Source organism: Micromonospora sp. NPDC049274 (assembly GCF_040678875.1).
Classification (GTDB): Bacteria; Actinomycetota; Actinomycetes; order Mycobacteriales; family Micromonosporaceae; genus Micromonospora.
Genome location: NZ_JBFAQS010000008.1, coordinates 187,230 through 205,222 on the forward strand (window position 1 = coordinate 187,230; position 17,993 = coordinate 205,222).

The 17,993-nt window shown below is 72.8% G+C and carries 18 protein-coding genes; 5 read left to right on the top strand and 13 right to left on the bottom strand.

The window, feature by feature from the left end:
- Window positions 1-196 precede the first annotated feature (196 nt).
- From AB0K10_RS17540 to AB0K10_RS17555, 4 genes are all read right to left on the bottom strand, one after another.
- Complete coding sequence (locus AB0K10_RS17540; protein ID WP_363684561.1) at window positions 197-1,156, bottom strand: asparaginase; 960 nt, start codon at window positions 1,154-1,156, stop codon at window positions 197-199.
- A 94-nt stretch (window positions 1,157-1,250) separates the two neighbouring features.
- Window positions 1,251-2,078 (bottom strand): 3-keto-5-aminohexanoate cleavage protein, encoded by an 828-nt coding sequence (locus AB0K10_RS17545; RefSeq protein WP_363684563.1) that lies wholly within the window; start codon window positions 2,076-2,078, stop codon window positions 1,251-1,253.
- A gap of 23 nt (window positions 2,079-2,101) precedes the next feature.
- A complete protein-coding gene (locus tag AB0K10_RS17550; protein WP_363684565.1) occupies window positions 2,102-3,214 on the bottom strand; it encodes a folate-binding protein in 1,113 nt (370 codons plus the stop codon).
- Window positions 3,211-3,639, bottom strand: a complete 429-nt coding sequence (locus AB0K10_RS17555) for a Fur family transcriptional regulator (RefSeq protein ID WP_039907001.1) — start codon at window positions 3,637-3,639, stop codon at window positions 3,211-3,213. The genes AB0K10_RS17550 and AB0K10_RS17555 overlap by 4 nt, the downstream gene beginning before the upstream one ends.
- Window positions 3,640-3,707: 68 nt before the next feature.
- Here AB0K10_RS17555 and AB0K10_RS17560 point away from each other — a divergent pair, with 68 nt between their 5' ends.
- Window positions 3,708-4,586: an aminotransferase class IV gene (locus AB0K10_RS17560; protein ID WP_363684567.1), complete on the top strand. Its 879-nt coding sequence runs from the start codon at window positions 3,708-3,710 to the stop codon at window positions 4,584-4,586.
- Between the two features lie 29 nt (window positions 4,587-4,615).
- On the opposite strand, the gene AB0K10_RS17565 is transcribed toward AB0K10_RS17560, so the two are convergent.
- Together AB0K10_RS17565 and mtfM are read right to left on the bottom strand one after the other, a co-directional pair.
- A complete protein-coding gene (locus AB0K10_RS17565; protein ID WP_363684569.1) occupies window positions 4,616-5,206 on the bottom strand; it encodes an FABP family protein in 591 nt (196 codons plus the stop codon).
- Window positions 5,207-5,223: 17 nt separating this feature from the next.
- Window positions 5,224-5,328: a small membrane protein MtfM gene (gene mtfM, locus AB0K10_RS17570; protein ID WP_030327764.1), complete on the bottom strand. Its 105-nt coding sequence runs from the start codon at window positions 5,326-5,328 to the stop codon at window positions 5,224-5,226.
- Between the two features lie 12 nt (window positions 5,329-5,340).
- Here mtfM and AB0K10_RS17575 point away from each other — a divergent pair, with 12 nt between their 5' ends.
- The 3 genes from AB0K10_RS17575 (at window position 5,341) to AB0K10_RS17585 (ending at window position 8,229) form a co-directional block, all read left to right on the top strand.
- Window positions 5,341-5,715 carry a DsrE family protein gene (locus AB0K10_RS17575; RefSeq protein ID WP_363684571.1) on the top strand — a complete coding sequence of 125 codons (375 nt, stop codon included), beginning with the start codon at window positions 5,341-5,343 and terminating at the stop codon, window positions 5,713-5,715.
- A gap of 82 nt (window positions 5,716-5,797) precedes the next feature.
- The gene (locus tag AB0K10_RS17580; RefSeq protein WP_363684573.1) at window positions 5,798-6,178 is read left to right on the top strand and encodes an SCP2 sterol-binding domain-containing protein; all 381 of its coding nucleotides are present in this window, start codon (window positions 5,798-5,800) and stop codon (window positions 6,176-6,178) included.
- A complete protein-coding gene (locus AB0K10_RS17585) occupies window positions 6,175-8,229 on the top strand; it encodes a glycogen debranching N-terminal domain-containing protein (protein ID WP_363684575.1) in 2,055 nt (684 codons plus the stop codon). Before AB0K10_RS17580 ends, AB0K10_RS17585 begins: the two co-directional genes overlap by 4 nt.
- A gap of 19 nt (window positions 8,230-8,248) precedes the next feature.
- Here AB0K10_RS17585 and AB0K10_RS17590 read toward each other — a convergent pair whose 3' ends face one another.
- Both AB0K10_RS17590 and AB0K10_RS17595 read right to left on the bottom strand, forming a co-directional pair.
- Window positions 8,249-9,109, bottom strand: a complete 861-nt coding sequence (locus tag AB0K10_RS17590) for a hypothetical protein (RefSeq protein ID WP_363684577.1) — start codon at window positions 9,107-9,109, stop codon at window positions 8,249-8,251.
- A gap of 66 nt (window positions 9,110-9,175) precedes the next feature.
- Window positions 9,176-9,709, bottom strand: a complete 534-nt coding sequence (locus AB0K10_RS17595) for a winged helix-turn-helix domain-containing protein (protein WP_363684775.1) — start codon at window positions 9,707-9,709, stop codon at window positions 9,176-9,178.
- A 197-nt stretch (window positions 9,710-9,906) separates the two neighbouring features.
- On the opposite strand from AB0K10_RS17595, the gene AB0K10_RS17600 reads away from it, so the two are divergent.
- Complete coding sequence (locus tag AB0K10_RS17600) at window positions 9,907-14,295, top strand: S8 family serine peptidase (RefSeq protein ID WP_363684579.1); 4,389 nt, start codon at window positions 9,907-9,909, stop codon at window positions 14,293-14,295.
- A 104-nt stretch (window positions 14,296-14,399) separates the two neighbouring features.
- Here the strand turns inward: AB0K10_RS17600 and AB0K10_RS17605 are convergent, their stop codons facing one another.
- The 5 genes from AB0K10_RS17605 to AB0K10_RS17625 form a co-directional block, all read right to left on the bottom strand.
- Window positions 14,400-14,720: a DUF1416 domain-containing protein gene (locus tag AB0K10_RS17605; RefSeq protein ID WP_363684581.1), complete on the bottom strand. Its 321-nt coding sequence runs from the start codon at window positions 14,718-14,720 to the stop codon at window positions 14,400-14,402.
- A gap of 6 nt (window positions 14,721-14,726) precedes the next feature.
- Window positions 14,727-15,575: a sulfurtransferase gene (locus AB0K10_RS17610; protein WP_007465753.1), complete on the bottom strand. Its 849-nt coding sequence runs from the start codon at window positions 15,573-15,575 to the stop codon at window positions 14,727-14,729.
- 209 nt (window positions 15,576-15,784) lie between these two features.
- A complete protein-coding gene (locus AB0K10_RS17615) occupies window positions 15,785-15,862 on the bottom strand; it encodes an Ms5788A family Cys-rich leader peptide (RefSeq protein WP_310503780.1) in 78 nt (25 codons plus the stop codon).
- A 116-nt stretch (window positions 15,863-15,978) separates the two neighbouring features.
- Complete coding sequence (locus tag AB0K10_RS17620; RefSeq protein ID WP_363684583.1) at window positions 15,979-16,767, bottom strand: DUF2993 domain-containing protein; 789 nt, start codon at window positions 16,765-16,767, stop codon at window positions 15,979-15,981.
- Between the two features lie 105 nt (window positions 16,768-16,872).
- A complete protein-coding gene (locus tag AB0K10_RS17625; RefSeq protein WP_363684585.1) occupies window positions 16,873-17,928 on the bottom strand; it encodes a hypothetical protein in 1,056 nt (351 codons plus the stop codon).
- Window positions 17,929-17,993: the final 65 nt, after the last annotated feature.

Sequence of the window (17,993 nt, forward strand, 5' to 3'; positions counted from 1 at the left end):
ATCCCGCTGCCGCCCATGGAGCTCAGGCCACCGCCGGCCGACCCGTGGCAGTTGGGCAGACCCGCCGGCCCCGAGTAGCTGCCGCCCCGACGAGCGATATACCTCAGAGTCATATTTATGCCTGTGTGGTATATCGCTCGATCAGTCATTGGCAGTCGGGTGGAGCCGAGCCGGTGCGGTCAGGCGGGCGGCCTGGTCACCAGAGTGGGCGGACAGCCCCGACCGGGACGCCACCGCCGAAGAGTGGCACCTCGGCGTATTCGGCCAGCACCGGCGCGTCCACGCCGAGCCGGCGCAGCGCGGAGACCAGCACCGGCATCCGGGCCCGGTCGGCCCCATCGTCGATCTTCAGGGCCACCGCGCCGACTCCCGGCAGCGCCACCGCGATCACGCCCTCGGCACCGACCTTGGCCAGCAGGCCCGGCACACCGCGCATGAGCCGGGTGTCGTCGGCCTGGGTACCACCGACGATCTCCGGGTGGGCCCGCATGGCGTCCGCCACGGCGCGCGGCGCCGAGCCGGGCTCGGCGTCGACAAGCCGGAGGTACGCCCCGGCCAGGCCGGTCAGCGACACCGCGAGCACCGGAGCGCCGCAACCGTCCACGCCCACCGCCGCGGCCTGCTCGCCGGTGAACTCCTCGATGGCCGCCCGCAACCCCTGCTGCAACGGATGCTCCGGCCGCCAGTAGCCGTCCCGTGGCCAGCCGGCGGCCTCGCAGGTCAGCAGCATCCCGCTGTGCTTGCCGGAGCAGTTCATCTGCACCCGGCTCGGCCCGCCCCCGGCCCGTAGCACCGCCTCCCGGGCCGCCGTGCCCACCGGCAGGTCGGGCGGGCAGTGCAATGCCGAGGCGTCCAGCCCGGCCCGGTGCAGGAGCGCGCCGACCCGAGCCAGGTGGAAGTCCTCCCCGGCGTGGCTCGCTGACACCAACGCCAGGTCGGCCGGATCGGTGAGCGTCAGGCCGGCGCGGAGCATCCCGATCGCCTGCATCGGCTTGCTGGCCGAACGCGGAAAGATCGGCGCGGTCACGTCGCCAGCGGTGGCCAGCGGCTCCCCGGTGGCGTCCAGCACCACCACCGAGCCGCGGTGGCCGCCCTCCACGAACCCGGACCGGACCACCTCGGCGAGCGGCACGCCGCCCTCGTACGTCTTCGTCACGCGCTGGACGGTACCGACGGTCCGGGGGTGCCCGACGGCGGGGTGACCAGGGGGTCCACCGCCCGGGTGACAGGAGCGCGGAACCGACCCGGCCTTACAGCCCGAGCAGCGCGCGGGCCTCGGTGGTGGTCAGCGGCGGGCGCTGGGCGAGTTGGGCGAAACCGACCGCGCGGGCGACCAACTGCATGTTGGACTCGACCGGGCGGCCCTTGGCGTACGTCACCGTGTCCTCCATGCCGACCCGCAGGTGCCCGCCGGCCGACAGCGAGGCCAGCAGCACCGGGATCGTGCTGCGGCCGATGCCGGTGGCCGAGAAGGTGGTGCCCGCGGGCAGGTCCGCAAGCATCCGGTGGGCGGCGACAAGCGTCTCGGTGGTGCCCGGCATGCCGCCCGGCACCCCCATCACGAAGTCGACGTGCACGTGCCCGCCGGCCGGCAGCCCGTACTTGCCGAGCAGCCGCTGCAACGCGGACAGGTGGCCGAGGTCGAAGATCTCGTACTCCGGCACGATGCCGCGCTCCTGCATCCGGGTGTGCAGGTCGACGATGAACTCCCAGCGGTTGAGGAAGACGTCGTCGCCGAAGTTGACAGTGCCCATCGTGCAGGAGGCCATGTCCGGACCGGCGTCGAGCACAGCGAGACGGGACGCCTCCGGGTCGGTCACCGCGCCGCCGGAGGAGAGCTGCACGATCAGGTCCGTGCTCTCCCGCAGTGCCGCCACCGTCTCGGCCAGTCGGGCCGGGTCGAGGGTCGGCCGTGCCTCGTCGTCGCGGATGTGGACGTGGATCACGGCGGCGCCGAGCGCCTCGCACTCCTTGGCGGTGAGCAGCAGCTCATCCAGGGTCACCGGCAGCGCCGGCACCTCCGCCTTGGCCGACTCCGCGCCGGTCGGGGCCACCGTGATCAACGTCCCTGTCGTCATGCCGGCGATCCTAGACGCCGCGCTCAGGACGGGTCGATCGCCGCCGCGGTCTCGCCGATCATCAGCCCAGCGTCGTCCGGGACGTTCCGCTTCAGGACAGCGAGGGCCACCTGGCCCAGCTCGTGGTGCAGCACTGCGGTGCCGACGAAGCCCACCGCCCGGCCGTCGAGGGTCACCGGCGTACCGGCGACCGGCGGCTGGTCGGTGGTGATCCCGTCCAGGTGCAGCAGTACGAGGCGACGCGGCGGCCGGCCCATGTTGTGCACGCGGGCGATCGTCTCCTGACCTCGGTAACAGCCCTTGTCCAGGTGCACCGCCGGGCCGATGAGGTCCACCTCGGCCGGGATGGTCCGGTGGTCGGTGTCCACCCCGACCCGGGGCTGTCGGGCGGCAACCCGGATCGCCTCGTACGCCCAGAGGCCGGCGACCGGCACGCCCGCGCGGCGCAGCTCCGCCACCACCTGCTCCATCGCCGAGCGGGGGACCAGCAGGTCAACCCCGAGGACGCCACGTCGCGCCCAGCCGCCGATCGGCAGCGGTTTGACGTCGTACCGGATGCTCGCTCGGGGCGGCACGGCCCCGGCGGCGAACTTCGGACCCGGCACCGCGATCAGGTCCGGTGCGGCCAGCCCGGTCACGCCGAGCGTGCCCAGCGCCTCCGTCGCCGCCGGGCCGACCAACGACAACAGCGCCCGCTCGGCGGTCGCGTCGCGCGGGTCGACCTTGGTGAAGAACCGCATCCTCTCCAGGTACGCGAGCAGACCCTCGGTCGCCCCCGGCTCGGTGTCCAGCCAGGTGGTCTCGCCGTCCTCGGCGACCAGGGCGTGCTGCTCGACGTGCCCGTGCGGGGAGAGAACCAGCAGCTCGGTGCCCTCGCCGGCGGCCAGCGCGCTCAGGTGCTGCGAAGTGATCGTGTGCAGCCAGCTGGCCCGTTCCTCGCCGGGCACCGCGATGATCCCCCGGTGCGACCGGTCGACCAGGCCGACCTCGGTGTCCAGGATGCGCTGCTCCCGCAGCGGGTCGCCGTAGTGCGCGGCCACCCCCCGCACCCCGGCCGCGACGTGCGCCGGGTCCGGCTGGTCGCGGCTGGCCTCGTCGATGCTCTCGACGGCCACCGCGCCCGCGATGTCGATCATTTGTGATCCCCGTTCTCGCAGCGGTCGCAGACGCCGAAGAGTGACACGTGCCCGATGTCCACCCGGAAGCCCCGCTGCGCGGCCAACTGGTCGGCGAGTGGCCGGAGCAGCTCCGGATCGATCTCGTCGATCGCGCCGCACTCCCGACAGACCAGGTGGACGTGTTGGTGCTCACCCGCCGCGTGGTAGGTCGGCGAACCATGCGAGAGGTGGGTGTGGGTCACCAGGCCGAGCCGTTCCAGCAGCTCCAGCGTGCGGTAGATGGTGGTGATGTTGACGCCGGCGGCGACCTCCCGGACGGCGGTGTGCACCTGCTCCGGGGTGGCGTGACCCAGATCGAGCACGGCCTGGAGGACGAGCTGCCGCTGGGCCGTCAGCCGCAGCCCACGGGCCCGGAGCATTTCCGCGAGGGAGGATTCGGACACCGTCCGATCATAGTTCGGCCGCCGTGGCTGCCTCCGCCGTGCGACGGCCGTCGCTACCCTCGACCCTCATGGCGACGTCCTTCACCGGGCCGGCCCCGGTCGGCCCGACCGCGCGGATCGCCGTGCTCGGGCACGGCCCGGTCCCGGCCACCGAGCCGGTGGTACGCGGCGACGACCGTGGCGTCCTGCACGGCGACGGACTCTTCGAGAGCATGCACCTGCGCCAGCGCCGACCGTGGCTGCGTGACGAGCACCTGGCCCGGCTGACCGCGTCGGCCGCCGCCATCGACCTGCCCCTGCCCCCCACGGCCGCGCTTACCGAGCTGCTCGACGCAATCTGCGCCGACTGGCCGGCACGGGTCGAGGGGGCCCTGCGACTGGTCTGCACCCGGGGCCCGGAGGCCGGCGAGCCGACGGTCTACGCCACGCTGAGCGAGGTGCCGGCGGCAGCGCGGAGGGCACGACGGGACGGGATCAGCGTGGCCACCCTGCCGCTGGGGGTGCCCGCCACCGCCCGCGCGGAGTTGACCTGGCTGCCTGCCGGGATCAAGTCCACCTCGTACGCCGTCAACAGCGCCGCCCGCCGCTGGGCGCGCGGCAACGGGGTGGACGACGTGCTCTGGGTCTCCTCCGACGGGTACGCCCTGGAGGGGCCCACGGCCAACGTGGTGTGGCTCACCGGCGACACGCTCGGCACGGTGCCGGCCGCCACCACCGGCATCCTGCCCGGCACGACCGTCGCCTGGCTGCTCGCTCACGCCGACGAGCTGGGCCTGAGCGCCGCCGAACGGATGATCACCCCTGCCGAGCTGCACGCGGCCGACGGGGTGTGGTTCGCCTCGTCGGTACGCGGGCTCACCGAGGTCCACACCCTGAACGGGGTGCGCCGGGACCGTTGCCCGCGCACCCCCGACCTGCAAACGCTGCTGGGTTTCCCCGTCGTCTGAGCCTCAGCCGCCGACCCGGACGGTGCGCGTCAGCCGCCGACCCGGACGAGCCGGGCCGAGAGGTGCGGGCTGAGTGGGTGACCCATCGCCGCCATATCCTGGGCGTAGAGCAGCGCGCCCTCGACGATGCCGAAGAGGCGGCGCCCACCGGTGACCTCCTTGGCGGTCGCCGTCCGGACCACCGCGTCGGTGGCGAACTCGACCTGGGTGCCGGTGCGCTTGCCGAGGTGCAGCTCCATCACCCCGGTGGGCGTCGTGAGCAGGGCCTCCAGCTCGTCGGTAGCGCGACCGTCCACCAGCACCGGTCGCCACCAGCCGACCTCACGCCCGGCCGGGCGGACCGGCCTGCTCTGCTCGTCGAGGATCCAGGCGCGCGACTCGTAGTGCAGGAACGGTCGGCCGTCGTGGCTGATCCGGATCTCCTGCGCGTAGTCGAAGTCCTCGATGGTGGGGAAGCCACCCTTGCCCCGGCCGCGCCACAGACCGATGTACGGCAGCAGGCCGTCCAGCGCCGGGTGCAGCTTCGGGCCGACCCGCAGGTCGTGACTCTCCTCGAACGGGTACTCCTCGACCGGCGGCGCGTTCAGCCACGGTGGTTGCAGCGGGTTTTCGTCGCTCACCGGCTCACTCCTCGCGCTCACCAACGTCCCCTCGAAATGCGTACGGCCAGGTAGACCAGGCCACCGGCGAGTCCGCCCAGGCCGGCGACCAGCAGGCTGACGAACCCGATCTCGGTAACCATCGTGACCATCCTATGCTGGGCCTCATGGCCCGCTCACTCGTCGTCAAGGTCACCGCCGGGGCGGACGCCCCGGAGCGGTGCGCGCAGGCGTTCACTGTCGCCGCCACGGCGGTCGCGGCCGGCGTGGACGTCTCGCTCTGGCTGACCGGGGAGTCGACCTGGTTCGCGTTGCCCGGCCGCGCCCAGGAGTTCGAGCTACCGCACTCCGCACCGCTGGCCGAGCTGCTGCACGTCATCCTGACCAGCGGTCGGGTGACCGCCTGCACCCAGTGCGCGGCCCGGCGGGACATCGGCCCGGACGACGTACTGCCCGGTGTGCGGATCGCGGGCGCCGCGGCCTTCGTCGAGGAGGCGTTGGCCGAGGGCGCACAGGCGCTGGTCTACTGACCTCCGGGACACCTCCGGGCGACGGCGGGCGCGGAGTGCGGATACTGACCCGACATCTCGGGCGGCTGCCTACGATTCGGATGTGACCGAGGCGACGGAGAGGTTCTTCGAATCACTGCCGACGCGTGCCCCCGCCGTCCTGGGCGGCCTGGTCACCGGGACCCTCCAGATCGATCTCGGCACCGACCACCGGACCGAGCACTGGCTGGTCCGGATGCGGCCGGGGGCGGTGCAGGCCAGCCGCGAGCGGGGCCCGGCCGACGCCATCTGGTACAGCAGCTCCACCCTGTTCGACAGGCTGATCAGCGGAGAAGCTCAAGCGCTCGCGGCGACGCTGCGCAACGAGAGCACCTTCAGCGGTGACGTGGCGCTCTTCCTGGCCTTCCGCCGATTCTTCCCGAGCCCGCCCGGCACCCGCGACCCCCGCGAGGTGGCCCGGGAGGCAGTCGGGCGGCCGACGTGAAGGACCTCGTCAGCATCCTGGACGGCAACACCTTCCTGGTCAGTGACCGTCGCGGAGACATCGAGCCGTCCTTCGCCTTCCCGACCGGCCTGTTCTCCTTCGACACGCGTTTCCTGTCCAGTTGGGTGCTCACCCTCAACGGCGAGCGCCTGCACGCCCTCTCCGTCGACGACAGCGAGTCGTACCGGACGACGTTCTTCCTCGCCCCCGGAGAACCCACCCACTACCTGGACGCCAAGGTGTCGGTGATCCGCAGCCGAGCGATCGGGGGCAGCTTCGACGAGGAGCTGACCGTGCTCAACCACGCCGGCGAGGAGGTCGACTTCACCGTCCGGCTCGAGATGGGAAGCGACTTCGCCGACCTGTTCGAGATCAAGCACGCCCGGGAGAAGGTGGGCCGGACGACCGTCACGGTGACCGACAACGAGCTGCGGTTGACGTACCGGCGGGAGGCGTTCCATCGGGAGACGCTGGTCCGCTCCACGGTGCCGGCGCAGGTCGACACCGCGGGGATGACCTTCCGGGTCCGGATCGGCAGCAACAGCGAATGGACCACCCGGCTGCACATCTCCACAGTCGTCTACGGCGCGCGGGGCGAGGACATCCGGGCCACCCTGCCGTACGCGGGCAGCCGTGGCGCGGACGCCATCCGCGCCGAACAGCAGCAGCTGATCAACCGGGCGCCGAAGCTCGGCTGTGACTGCGAGCCGCTGGCCGGGGCGTACCGGCGAAGCCTCAGCGACCTGGCCGCGCTCCGCTACGAGTCGATCACCCTGGGCGTACGGCTGATCGCCGCCGGGCTGCCGTGGTTCATGACCCTGTTCGGTCGGGACAGCATCATCACCTCGTTGCAGGTGCTGCCGTTCCTGCCGGAAATGATCCCGCCGACGCTCCTCATGCTGGCCGGTCTCCAGGGGCACCGGGTGGACGACTTCCGGGACGAGGAACCCGGCAAGATCCTGCACGAGCTGCGGTACGGCGAGACCGCAGGCTTCGAGGAGCAGCCGCACTCGCCGTACTACGGAGCGGCCGACTCGACGCCGCTGTTCGTCATCCTGATCGACGAGTACGAGCGGTGGACCGGCGACACCGCGCTGGTCAAGCGGCTGGAGCCGCACGTCCGAGCCGCGCTGGAGTGGATCGACACGTACGGCGACCTGCTCGGCACCGGCTACCTCTGGTATCGGACGCGCAACCCGGAGACCGGGTTGCAGAACCAGTGCTGGAAAGACTCCTGGGATTCCATCTCGTACGCCGACGGCCGGATGCCGGGCTTCCCCCGGGCCACCTGCGAGTTGCAGGGCTACGCGTACGACGCGAAGGTCCGGGCCGCCCGGCTGGCCCGGAAGGTCTGGAACGACCCGGCGTACGCCGACCGGTTGGAGCGGGAGGCGGCGGCGCTCAAGCAGCGGTTCAACCACGACTTCTGGATCGCCGACCGGGAGTACTACGCGCTCGCCCTGGACGCCGACGGTCGACAGGTGGACGCGCTGACATCGAACATCGGGCACCTGCTGTGGAGCGGGATCGTGGACGAGTCCCGGGCCGGCGCGGTGGTCGACCACCTGCTCGGGCCACGGCTCTTCTCCGGCTGGGGGGTGCGGACCCTCGCCGAGGGCGAGGGTCGGTACAACCCGATCGGCTACCACGTGGGCACCGTCTGGCCGTTCGACAACTCGATCATCGCCTGGGGCCTGGGCCGGTACGGCTACCGGGACGAGGCCGGGCGGATCTGCGATGCGATGCTCGCGGCGTCCCGATACTTCGGCGGGCGGCTACCGGAGGCGTTCGCCGGCTACGCCCGCAGCCGCACCGGCTACCCGGTGGAGTATCCGACCGCGTGCAGCCCGCAGGCCTGGTCGAGCGGCACTCCGCTGCTGTTGTTGCGGGTGATGCTCGGGTTGGAGCCGCAGGGCGAGCACCTGATCATCGATCCGGCCGTGCCACCGGGCATGGGCCGGGTGGAGCTGCTGGACATTCCCGGTCGGTGGGGCCACGTGGACGCGTTGGGTCGCAGCCGCGGTCCGCAGGATCAGGAGGCGGAGGGCTGACCTCGACGCGACGGCCGGCTCAACCGGGGCAGCCGACGGTGGCGGCCACCCGTGCGGAGTCCGGGCCGATTTCGGCAAGCACTGTGACGTCGCCCGCGCGGTAGGCGTACACCGGGGGGTTGTCCAGCAGTGGGGCGCCGCCGGCCAGCGGGGCGAGCGCGTCGGTCGCGGCCGGGCCGGACCCGGGAGCGGACCGTGCGGTACGGGCCAGAGCGCCGTCCGGACACGGCGCGGTGACCAGCTCCGGCGCGGCATCGGTTGGGCGGCCGAGCGCGGTGAGGGCAGCCGTCAGGGCGGCGGCCTCCGGGCCGGCGCCGGTGGCCGGCTTCCGGTCGTAGCCGGCGCCCGGCGGACGGCAGCCGGTGTCGACTGTCAACCGGAGCCGACCGTCCCCGGTCGGTCGGCCCTCGACGGCGACGAAGTCCCCGGCGTCGGCGCGCAGTTCCGGGCCGTCCAGGCCGGGGCCGACCCCGGCCCGCCAGGTCGCCGGCAGTCGATCGGCGATGCCTCTCAGCACGGCGCGCTCGGTGCCCGCAGGCGCGAGCACGCCCACCTCGCGGCGCAGCGCCGCGCCGTCGGCGAACGGCGTGACGCGACAGCCGGCGTCGACCCGCACCGGGCCCAGCTCCAGCAGCCCGGCCGCGCCGGCGGCCCGGGCCAGCTCACCGACCGCCCGGTCGACCACCGGGGCCGCCTCGTCGAGGGAGCGCTGCTCGCGCACGGTCGGCGGGTCGTCGCGGACCGACATCCAGGTGAGCCCGGCCAGCAGTACTGCCCACAGCGTGGTCGCGACCAGCAACCAGCGCCGCCCACGCCGGGCAGGCGCCGGCGCGGCGGGATCGCTCGACGTGGCCCGACCCGTCTGGACAGCACCGCTCACCCGGCCATGGTGTCACGGGCGGTCCGCCGCACCGGAGGCAGCGGTCGGCAGCCGAGGTGCCGGGGATCAGGCCGGCCGGGGTGGCGGATCGAGCCGGTAGCCGACGCCGCGCACGGTGTGCACCCGCGGCCCTCCCGGCAGGCCGCGCAGCTTGCGCCGGAGCCGCTTGATCGCGGAGTGCAGGATCGCCGTGTCGCCGAGGTACGCGCCGGTCCAGACGGCGGCGAAGAGCTGCTCGTAGCTCCACACCACAAGCGGCGGACAGACGAGCCGAGCGAGCAGTTCCCGTTCGGTACGGGTGAGCGGGAGTGGATCGCCGCGCCAGGTGACCACGTGCCCAGCCCGGTCGACGACCAGCTCGCCCCAGCTGACGCGCCCCTGCGGCGGCGGGGTGGTCGGCCTGTCGGCCGGTGTCGAGCCTCCCGACGGCGGGAACAGCATCGCCCGAAGCTGGGTCAGGTCGGCGCAGGTCACGACCGGTCCGATCCCGTCCAGCTGTCGCAGCACCCGCTCGCGCACCGAAACGTCCGCGCTGACACAGACGACGATCGGGACCTCCTGCGCACCACCCGCGATCACCACCCGATGATAGTGACGTATGCCGATGTATCTCGTGGTCCCGTCCATCGTCGGAATGACGCCACGTCACTGACCAGGCACTGATCGGCGTTATTCACTGAGGACCGTCCGAGTACGCCAGAGCAGGACTGTCAGCGGACGTGGGGCTCCACCCCACCCCAACCGCCCGCTGCGCGGCCGTCCCGGCGTTGCGCCCGTCCCGAACCCGTCGGGACCCAATGTGGGGAGGAACAGTGCTCCGACCATCAACCCTGAGGTCCGCTCTCTGGCGGACGGCCGTCGCGTGCGGCGCCGCCCTGCTGGCACTCACCGCCCAGCCCGCGGTCGCCGCCCGCCCCGCGCCCGCGCCGGCCCGCGTGGATCAGCGACTGCTGCGCCAGCTCGGCACGACGGGCAGCGCGAGTTTCCTGGTCTACCTGCGGGACACCGCACCGGTGGCGCGGACCGCGAAGCTGCCCGACCCGGACGACCGGGCCCGCGAGGTGCACCGGCTGCTCACGAGGACCGCCACGCGCACCCAGAAGGGTCTGCGCTCGCTGCTCACGACCCGCAGGGCGCCGCACACCGCCTACTGGATCGCCAACGCAGTGCGCGTGACAGGCAACCGCGCGCTGCTCGACGAGATCGCCAAGCGGCCCGAGGTGGCCCGGATCGAGCCCACCCGCAGCTACCGCCTGGTGCGCCCGACACCGGCCACCGGCAGCCGCGTCGACGCCACCGGCGCCGAGTGGGGCCTCACCAACATCAACGCGCCGCAGGTGTGGAACGAGCTCGGCGACCACGGCGAGGGCGTGGTGGTCGCCACCATCGACAGCGGCGTCCAGTACGACCACCCGGCGCTGGTCGGGGCGTACCGGGGCAACCTCGGCGGCGGCGCGTTCGACCACAACCACAACTGGTACGACCCGGGCGGCGTGTGCCCGAGCGCCGCGCCCTGCGACAACTCTGCCCACGGCACACACACCATGGGCACGATGGTCGGCGACGACCACGCCGGCAACCAGATCGGCGTCGCCCCCGGCGCGAAGTGGATCGCCGCGAAGGGCTGTGAGACCGACTCGTGCACCGACGCCTCGCTGCTCGCGGCCGGTCAGTGGGTGCTGGCCCCGACCGACCTGAACGGGCAGAACCCGCGACCTGACCTGCGCCCCGACGTGGTCAACAACTCCTGGGGCGGCGCCGGCGGCGACCCGTGGTTCCAGCAGACCATCGCGGCCTGGCGGGCGGCCGGCATCTTCGGGGTCTTCTCCGCGGGCAACGACGGCCCGGACTGCGGCAGCGCCGGCTCGCCCGGCGACAACGCCAACGCGTACGCGGTCGGCTCGTACGACGTGCACGACGCGATCTCCGACTTCTCCGGCCGGGGCGACGGCACCGACGCGCGGTCGTACAAGCCGAACATCGCCGCTCCGGGCAGCAACGTGCGCTCCAGCGTTCCCGGCAACTCCTACGCCGCCTTCGACGGCACCTCGATGGCCGCGCCGCACGTCTCCGGCACAGTCGCGCTGATCTGGTCCGGGGCGCCGGGCCTCAAGGGTGACGTCACGGCCACCGAGGAGCTGCTGGACCGGACCGCCCGCGATGTCGACGCCACCGCCTGCGGAGGCACCGCCGCCGACAACAACGTCTTCGGCGAGGGTCGGCTGGACGCGTACGCGGCGGTGCGGGCCGCACCCCGCGGCGCACTCGGCCGCATCATCGGCACGGTCACCGCCACCGGGAACGGCGACCCGATCGCCGGCGCGACAGTCGGCGACGGCACCCGCAGCGTCACCACAGGCGCGGACGGCCGGTACGCGCTCACCCTGCCGGCCGGCCAGGCCACTGTCACCGTCCGCGCCTACGGATACGCCGGGCAGACGGCCACCGTCACCGTCACCGAGGACGGCACAACCACCGAGGACTTCGCCCTGGCGGCGAACCCGACGGTCACCGTGCGCGGCCGTGTCACCGACGGCTCGGGTCACGGCTGGCCGCTGTACGCCCGGATCGAGGTCGCCGGGCGACCCGGTGGACCGGTGTTCACCGACCCGGTCACCGGGCGATACTCGTTCACCGTGCCGGGCGACACCACGTACCGGCTGACCGTCACCGCCCGCTACCCCGGCTACCGCATGGTCACCCGGGACGTGGTCACCGGCGCCGGGCCGGCGACGGCCGACGTCGCCGTACCCGTCGAGGCCGTCTGCACGGCTGCCGGCTACACAGGCAGCTTCGGCACGCCGGTGCTGGACGAGAGCTTCGACGGCGGCACAGCGCCGGACGGCTGGTCGGTACGCGACCGCACCGACGGCGGTGGCTGGGCCTTCACCGACCCCGGTGAGCGGGGCAACCTCACCGGAGGCAGCGGCGCCTTCGCCATCGTCGACAGCGACCGCCTCGGCTCGGACAGAACCCAGGACACCGACCTGGTGACCCCGACCGTCGACCTGCGCGACACACCGGCGCCGCTGCTGCGTTTCCGCAGCGACTGGCGGGCGGTCGGCGTGACCGACGCCGCCGACGTGGACGTCTCCACCGACGGCGGCGCCACCTGGGCCACGGTCTGGCACCAGACCAGCAGTCGGCGTGGACCGCTGCTCGAGGAGGTGCCCCTGGACCCGGCGGCCGGGGCCTCCGCCGTGCGGGTCCGCTTCCGCTTCCACGGCACCTTCGCCTGGTGGTGGCAGGTGGACGACGTGCAGGTGGTCAACCGCGACTGCGTGCCGGCCGCCGGTGGCCTGCTGCTGGGCGTGACCACCGACCGCAACACCGGCAACCCCCTCAACGGGGTCGCGGTGGTCAGTGCCGACCGACAGGCGGACCGTGGAACGTCGGCGTCGACACCTGACGACCCGACTCTGCCGGACGGCTTCTACTGGCTCTTCTCCGGGCTGACCGGGGTCCACCCGTTCGCCGCCGGCCGTACCCCGTACCAGGCGAGCACGAAGACGGCGACGGTGGTTGCCGACGACGCCCGACGGCTGGACGTCGCCCTGGCCGCCGGTCGACTCACCGTCACCCCGTCGAGCGTCCAGTCGTACCAGCCGTACGCCAGCAGCCGGACCACGAAGGTGACGGTCCGCAACACCGGCACCGCGCCGGCCGCCGTCAACCTGGTGGAGCGCGGTGGCCGGTTCGACAGGTTGTCCAGGGCCGGCGCGCCGCTGCGGGAGCAGAAGGTGAAGGGGATCAGCAAAACCCGCGCGGGCACCGCGTACGGCGGGGCGGGGACCACGGCCGAGCCCCGGGCGCAGGACGCCTGGACCGGGATCGCCGACCTGCCGGCGGCGGTCTACGACAACGCGGCGGCCACCCTCGACGGCAAGGTCTACTCCGTCGGCGGTGGCGGCGGCAGCGGCCAGGAGGGCAAGGCCTGGCGCTACGACCCCGACACGGACACCTGGACCGCGCTGCCCGACCTGCCGACCGCCCGGGCCAAGCCGGTCGCGGCGGCCGTCGGCGGCAAGCTGTACGTCCTCGGCGGATGGGGCGCCGACGACGAGACGGTCGCCTCGGTGGACGTGTTCGACCCGGCCACCGGAGGTTGGGGCACGGTGGCCGGGGCGACCAACCCGTTCCCGGCGGCGGCGGCCGGCGGCGCGGTGAACGGTGGAAAGGTCTACCTGGTCGGAGGCTGCCTGGACGACGACTGCACCGACTCGGACCGGCTCGTCGTCTTCGACCCGGCGACCGGCGCGTTCCACACCGGCGCGACCTACCCGCATCCGGTCTCCTGGCTCTCCTGCGGCGGGATCGGCAGCGCGCTCTACTGTGCCGGCGGCACCGGTGGCGCCGAGTACACCGACGCCTACCGCTACGACCCGGCGGCGGACGCGTGGCACCCGCTGCCCAACCTGCCGGTGGACCTCTGGGGTTCCCAGTACACGGCGGCCGGTGACCTCCTGGTCCTGGCCGGAGGGGTCACGGCGGCGTCGACCACTGTCACCAACCGGACCATCGCGTACGACCCGGTGGCCGGGAGCTGGAGGGACCTGCCCAACGTCCAGTTCGGCAGGTACCGGGGCGCCGCCGCCTGCGGCGCGTACAAGATCGGTGGTTCGCCGTCGTCCTTCGTGGGTTCTGCCGAGAGTGAGCGACTGAGCGGCCTGGACCTGTGCGGCGGGGAGGCGGATCTGCCCTGGCTCACCACCACGCCCGGCACCTTCACCCTGGCCCCGGGCGCGTCCCGGACGGTGACCGTCAAGCTGACCGCCACGGTGACGGCCGGCGTGGCCCAGCCGGGGACCTACTCCGGGGAGGTGGCCGTCGCCTCCGACACGCCGTACCCGGTGGCGGCGGTGCCGGTACGGATGAACGTGTCGCCGCCGGCCAGTTGGGGCAGGATCCAGGGCACCGTCACCGGTGTCACCTGCGCAGGGGTCACCGTCGGGGTCGCGGCGACGGTCCGGGTGAACCTGCTGGGTACGACGACCGGCTACACCCTGACCGCGGACGATCAGGGCCGGTACGTCTGGTGGCTGCCGAAGGGCCGCTACGAGGTGATCGTCGCCAAGGACGGCTGGGTGCCGCAGACGCAGCGCACGCGGATCGAGGCGGGCATCGTCGACACGCGCGACTTCACACTCGACACGGCCTCGTCCTGCACGAGAGCCACGGGCATCTGACCGCTGGTGGCCGGCGACGTGTTGGTCCCCGGCCACCGGCGGTGGCGACGATCGGGGCCGGCCACCCGGGAGGGTGACCGGCCCCGATCGATCAGAGCGGTGGGTCAGGCGACGGTGACGGAGACCTCGTTGATGCCCCGGCCGGCGGTGACGGCCGCGTCGCCGTTGCCGTGCCGGGACAGCGCCCGCAGCGTCCAGGAACCCGGCGCGGCGAAGAACCGGAACTGACCGGCCGCCGAGGTGACCACCTCGGCGGTGAACTCACCTGTCGAGTCAAGCAGCCGGACGTACGCGCCCGGCACGACCTCTTCCGCCTCCGAGCGGACGATGCCGGTGATGACGGTTTCCTTCTCCAGGTCCAGGCTGGCCGGCAGCGGCGCGGCCTGGTCGGGTGCGGCGCAACCCGCAGCGGTGGGAGCAGTCATGGCGGATCAGGCCTCCCCAGGCTCGTCGCCGAGCGCGACCGGCACGCCGACGAGCGAGCCGTACTCGGTCCAGGAACCGTCGTAGTTCTTCACGTTGCGGTGGCCGAGCAGCTCCTGCAGCACGAACCAGGTGTGCGAGGAACGCTCGCCGATCCGGCAGTACGCGATGGTCTCCTTGCCGTCGTCCAGCCCGGCGTCGCCGTAGATCTTGCGCAGCTCGTCGTCGGACCGGAAGGTGCCGTCCTCGTTGGCGGCCTTGGACCACGGGACGCTGATCGCGGTCGGGATGTGACCGGCCCGCTGCGCCTGCTCCTGCGGCAGGTGCGCCGGGGCGAGCAGCCGACCGGCGAACTCGTCGGGGCTACGCACGTCGACCAGGTTCTTGGTGCCGATCGCGGCGACCACCTCGTCGCGGAAGGCTCGGATGGAGGTGTCCGGCTCCTGCGCGACGTACTGGGTCGCCGGGCGGGTCGCCGTCTCGGTGACCAGCGGACGGGCGTCCAGCTCCCACTTCTTGCGACCGCCGTCGAGCAGCTTGACGTCTCGGTGGCCGTAGAGCTTGAAGTACCAGTAGGCGTACGCGGCGAACCAGTTGTTGTTGCCGCCGTACAGGATGACGGTGTCGTCGTTGCTGATGCCCCGCTCGGAGAGCAGCGCCTCGAACTGGGTCTTGTTGACGAAGTCCCGGCGGACCTGGTCCTGGAGGTCGGTCTTCCAGTCGATCTTGATGGCGCCGGCGATGTGGCCGGTCTCGTAGGCCGAGGTGTCCTCGTCGACCTCGACGAAGACGACGCCCGGGGCGTCAAGGTTCTTCTCGGCCCACTCGACCGAGACGAGTGCGGTGTCGCGACTCATCGAATCACTCCCTGGTGAGGATGGATGGTGAGCCAACGCGCGAGTATCGATGGGTTGAACTGTCGCACCGCGCGCGGGACCCAGCGGAAGGACGGGATCACGGGTTCGTGCGACGGCGCCGCTGCCGGGCGTTCGGTGGGATCACCGGAAAGGGTCGAGGACCCTGCGTGCCGGTGGCCGCCGTCAGGCGGCCGAAAACAGCCCCGCCGTCAGATGACAGGGCGACACAGGCAGGTGGCCACGCGGCACAGGTCGACCGCGCGCCGTTTGGTGAGGTGGGTCCCCATGAGCACGGAGCCTACCAGCCAGTGACCGGGCTGCCACTGGACCGACCACCATCCGGGATCGCCCGGGCTGCGGGACCGTTGCGGTGTCTCGGCAGCCCGGACGATTGACGCGTGGCTCAGCCGGCGGAGTTGATGGGGACGTTCTTCGCGTCGGCGGTGACCGCCAGCCCCTCGGGCAACGGCCGGACCTCCCGGACCGCGAGCTGGAACGGCAGGTCGGGCAGCGGCACGTCGATCGAGATGCTCTTGGCGTAGTTGCTCAGGAGGGTGCGGGCCAACGGCAGGTTCGGCAGGCCCGCGGCGTCCAGGTCGTTGAAGCGCAGGGCTACGGCGCCGTTCTTGGCGACTGTGACGTCGGCGGTGCCGGCCACTGTGAACTTCTTGCCGAAGATGTCGACCGGGGCGGTGACGGCGAGCTTGCCGCCCTGCTCGCCGAGGGTGAGCCCGGGTCGCTTCAGCAGCGCGGCGAGGCTCTCGTAGCTGATCGTGCCGGTGCCGTTCACCGTGTCGGCGACGACGTCGCCCTGCCCGGACCGCAGCGTGTCCAGCGAGGCCCGCACGTTACGGGCGTCCACATCGAGCACCGGCAGCCGTACGGCGTCACCCTCGACCGACGCCTGCACATCGCGCAGCGTGATGGAGATCCGCTCGTACCGCCCGTCCAGCACCTGGGTGAGGAACGGCATCCCACCGACCTCGACCTCGGGCTTGGAGGACTGCGCGCCCTGCTTGCTGATCTCCTGGCTGACCCGTTCGGCGATGAGCCGCTGGGCCACGCCGACCGCCACCCGGTCGGCGACCACCAGCAGACCCGCCACCACGAGGAGCAGGACGACCAGGCCGATCAGCAGCTTGCGGCCGCGCCGTCGGGGCCGGGTCTCGCCAGCCGGAAACTCCTGGGCCACGCCGCCTCCTGTCTTCGCCCGCCGCGATGCGGCGGGACGTCCGAACCGGTGCCGCAGCGCGGCGCACCCGTAGGTACCCGACCGACACCGGCCTCAACCGTTGGCTCAGAGGAACAGCATGCACATGGCGTACGCGGCCGGCGCGGCCAGGGCGAAGCCGCCGAGCGGACCCTGCATGTGCCGGGCGACCCACATGGTGGGCGGTTCGCCGGCCATCAGACGACCCGCCTCCGCGTACCCCACGGCGAGATCGGAGAGGACGGCGGTGACGGCCGCGACCAGGCCGAGCACCGCGGCCCGGGTCGGCGTGAAGGGGGCCACCAGGTAGCTGCCGAGGATCGCGCTGCCCAGCGTGCCCACCATCGCGCCGGCGACGACGCCGGCCGCGCCCCGGGGCACCTGCGGGGCCAGCCGGGGCCATGGCAGCACCGAGTCGGTGAGCCGGGCGACGGTAAGCGCGACCCCACTCGCGGTCAGGCAGACGGTGATCGCCTGGGTGCCGGCCGGAATGCGGCTGAGCACGATCAGGGTGCCGAAGGCCACGACCCCGACCACGATGAGCAGTGTGGCGCCGAGTGAGTCGGTCACCCGGACCCGGTCGACCCGGCGGACCAGCTGGCCGAGCACGGCGGCGAGGAAGCCGCCGACGGCCAGGTAGCCCAGCGGCGCCAGACCGGCGACGTCGCTCTGGACGGCGGCGATGTCGGCGGCGGCGGCCACTGCGGCGCTGATCCCGCCGACCAGCAGCAGCGCGGGTGGGCGCATGGCCATCGTCCAGGCGAGCACGAACAGCAGTTGGACGCCGAAGACGATGAAGGCGAACGGCAGGCGGTGGCCCGGCCCGGACGTCTGCGCGCCGAGCACCAGGCCCACCCCGAGCAGCGCGGCGAAGCCGGCGATCGTCAACGCCAGCGGGCGGTGCACCTCTACCGGAACGACGGCCTCTTCCTCCGGCTCGTCGACCTCGTCCTCGGCACGCCGGGCCGGTTCCCCGGCACGGCGGGCCCGGCGCGGCTTACCCCGTTCACGGCGTTCGCCGTCGGCGACGGCCGGCCCGGTGCGCGGCGCGGGCGGATGGCCACGGGTCGGAGCGGCCGGACCCGGGCGGGGACCGTCGGACCACGATTCGCGGCCGGCGTCGGGCGAGGTGGAGGGAAACACGCCCCGATCGTGCCAGATGGGCTGCCCGACGCGGCGGTCACGGGTTTCCGCAACGTTAAAACCTG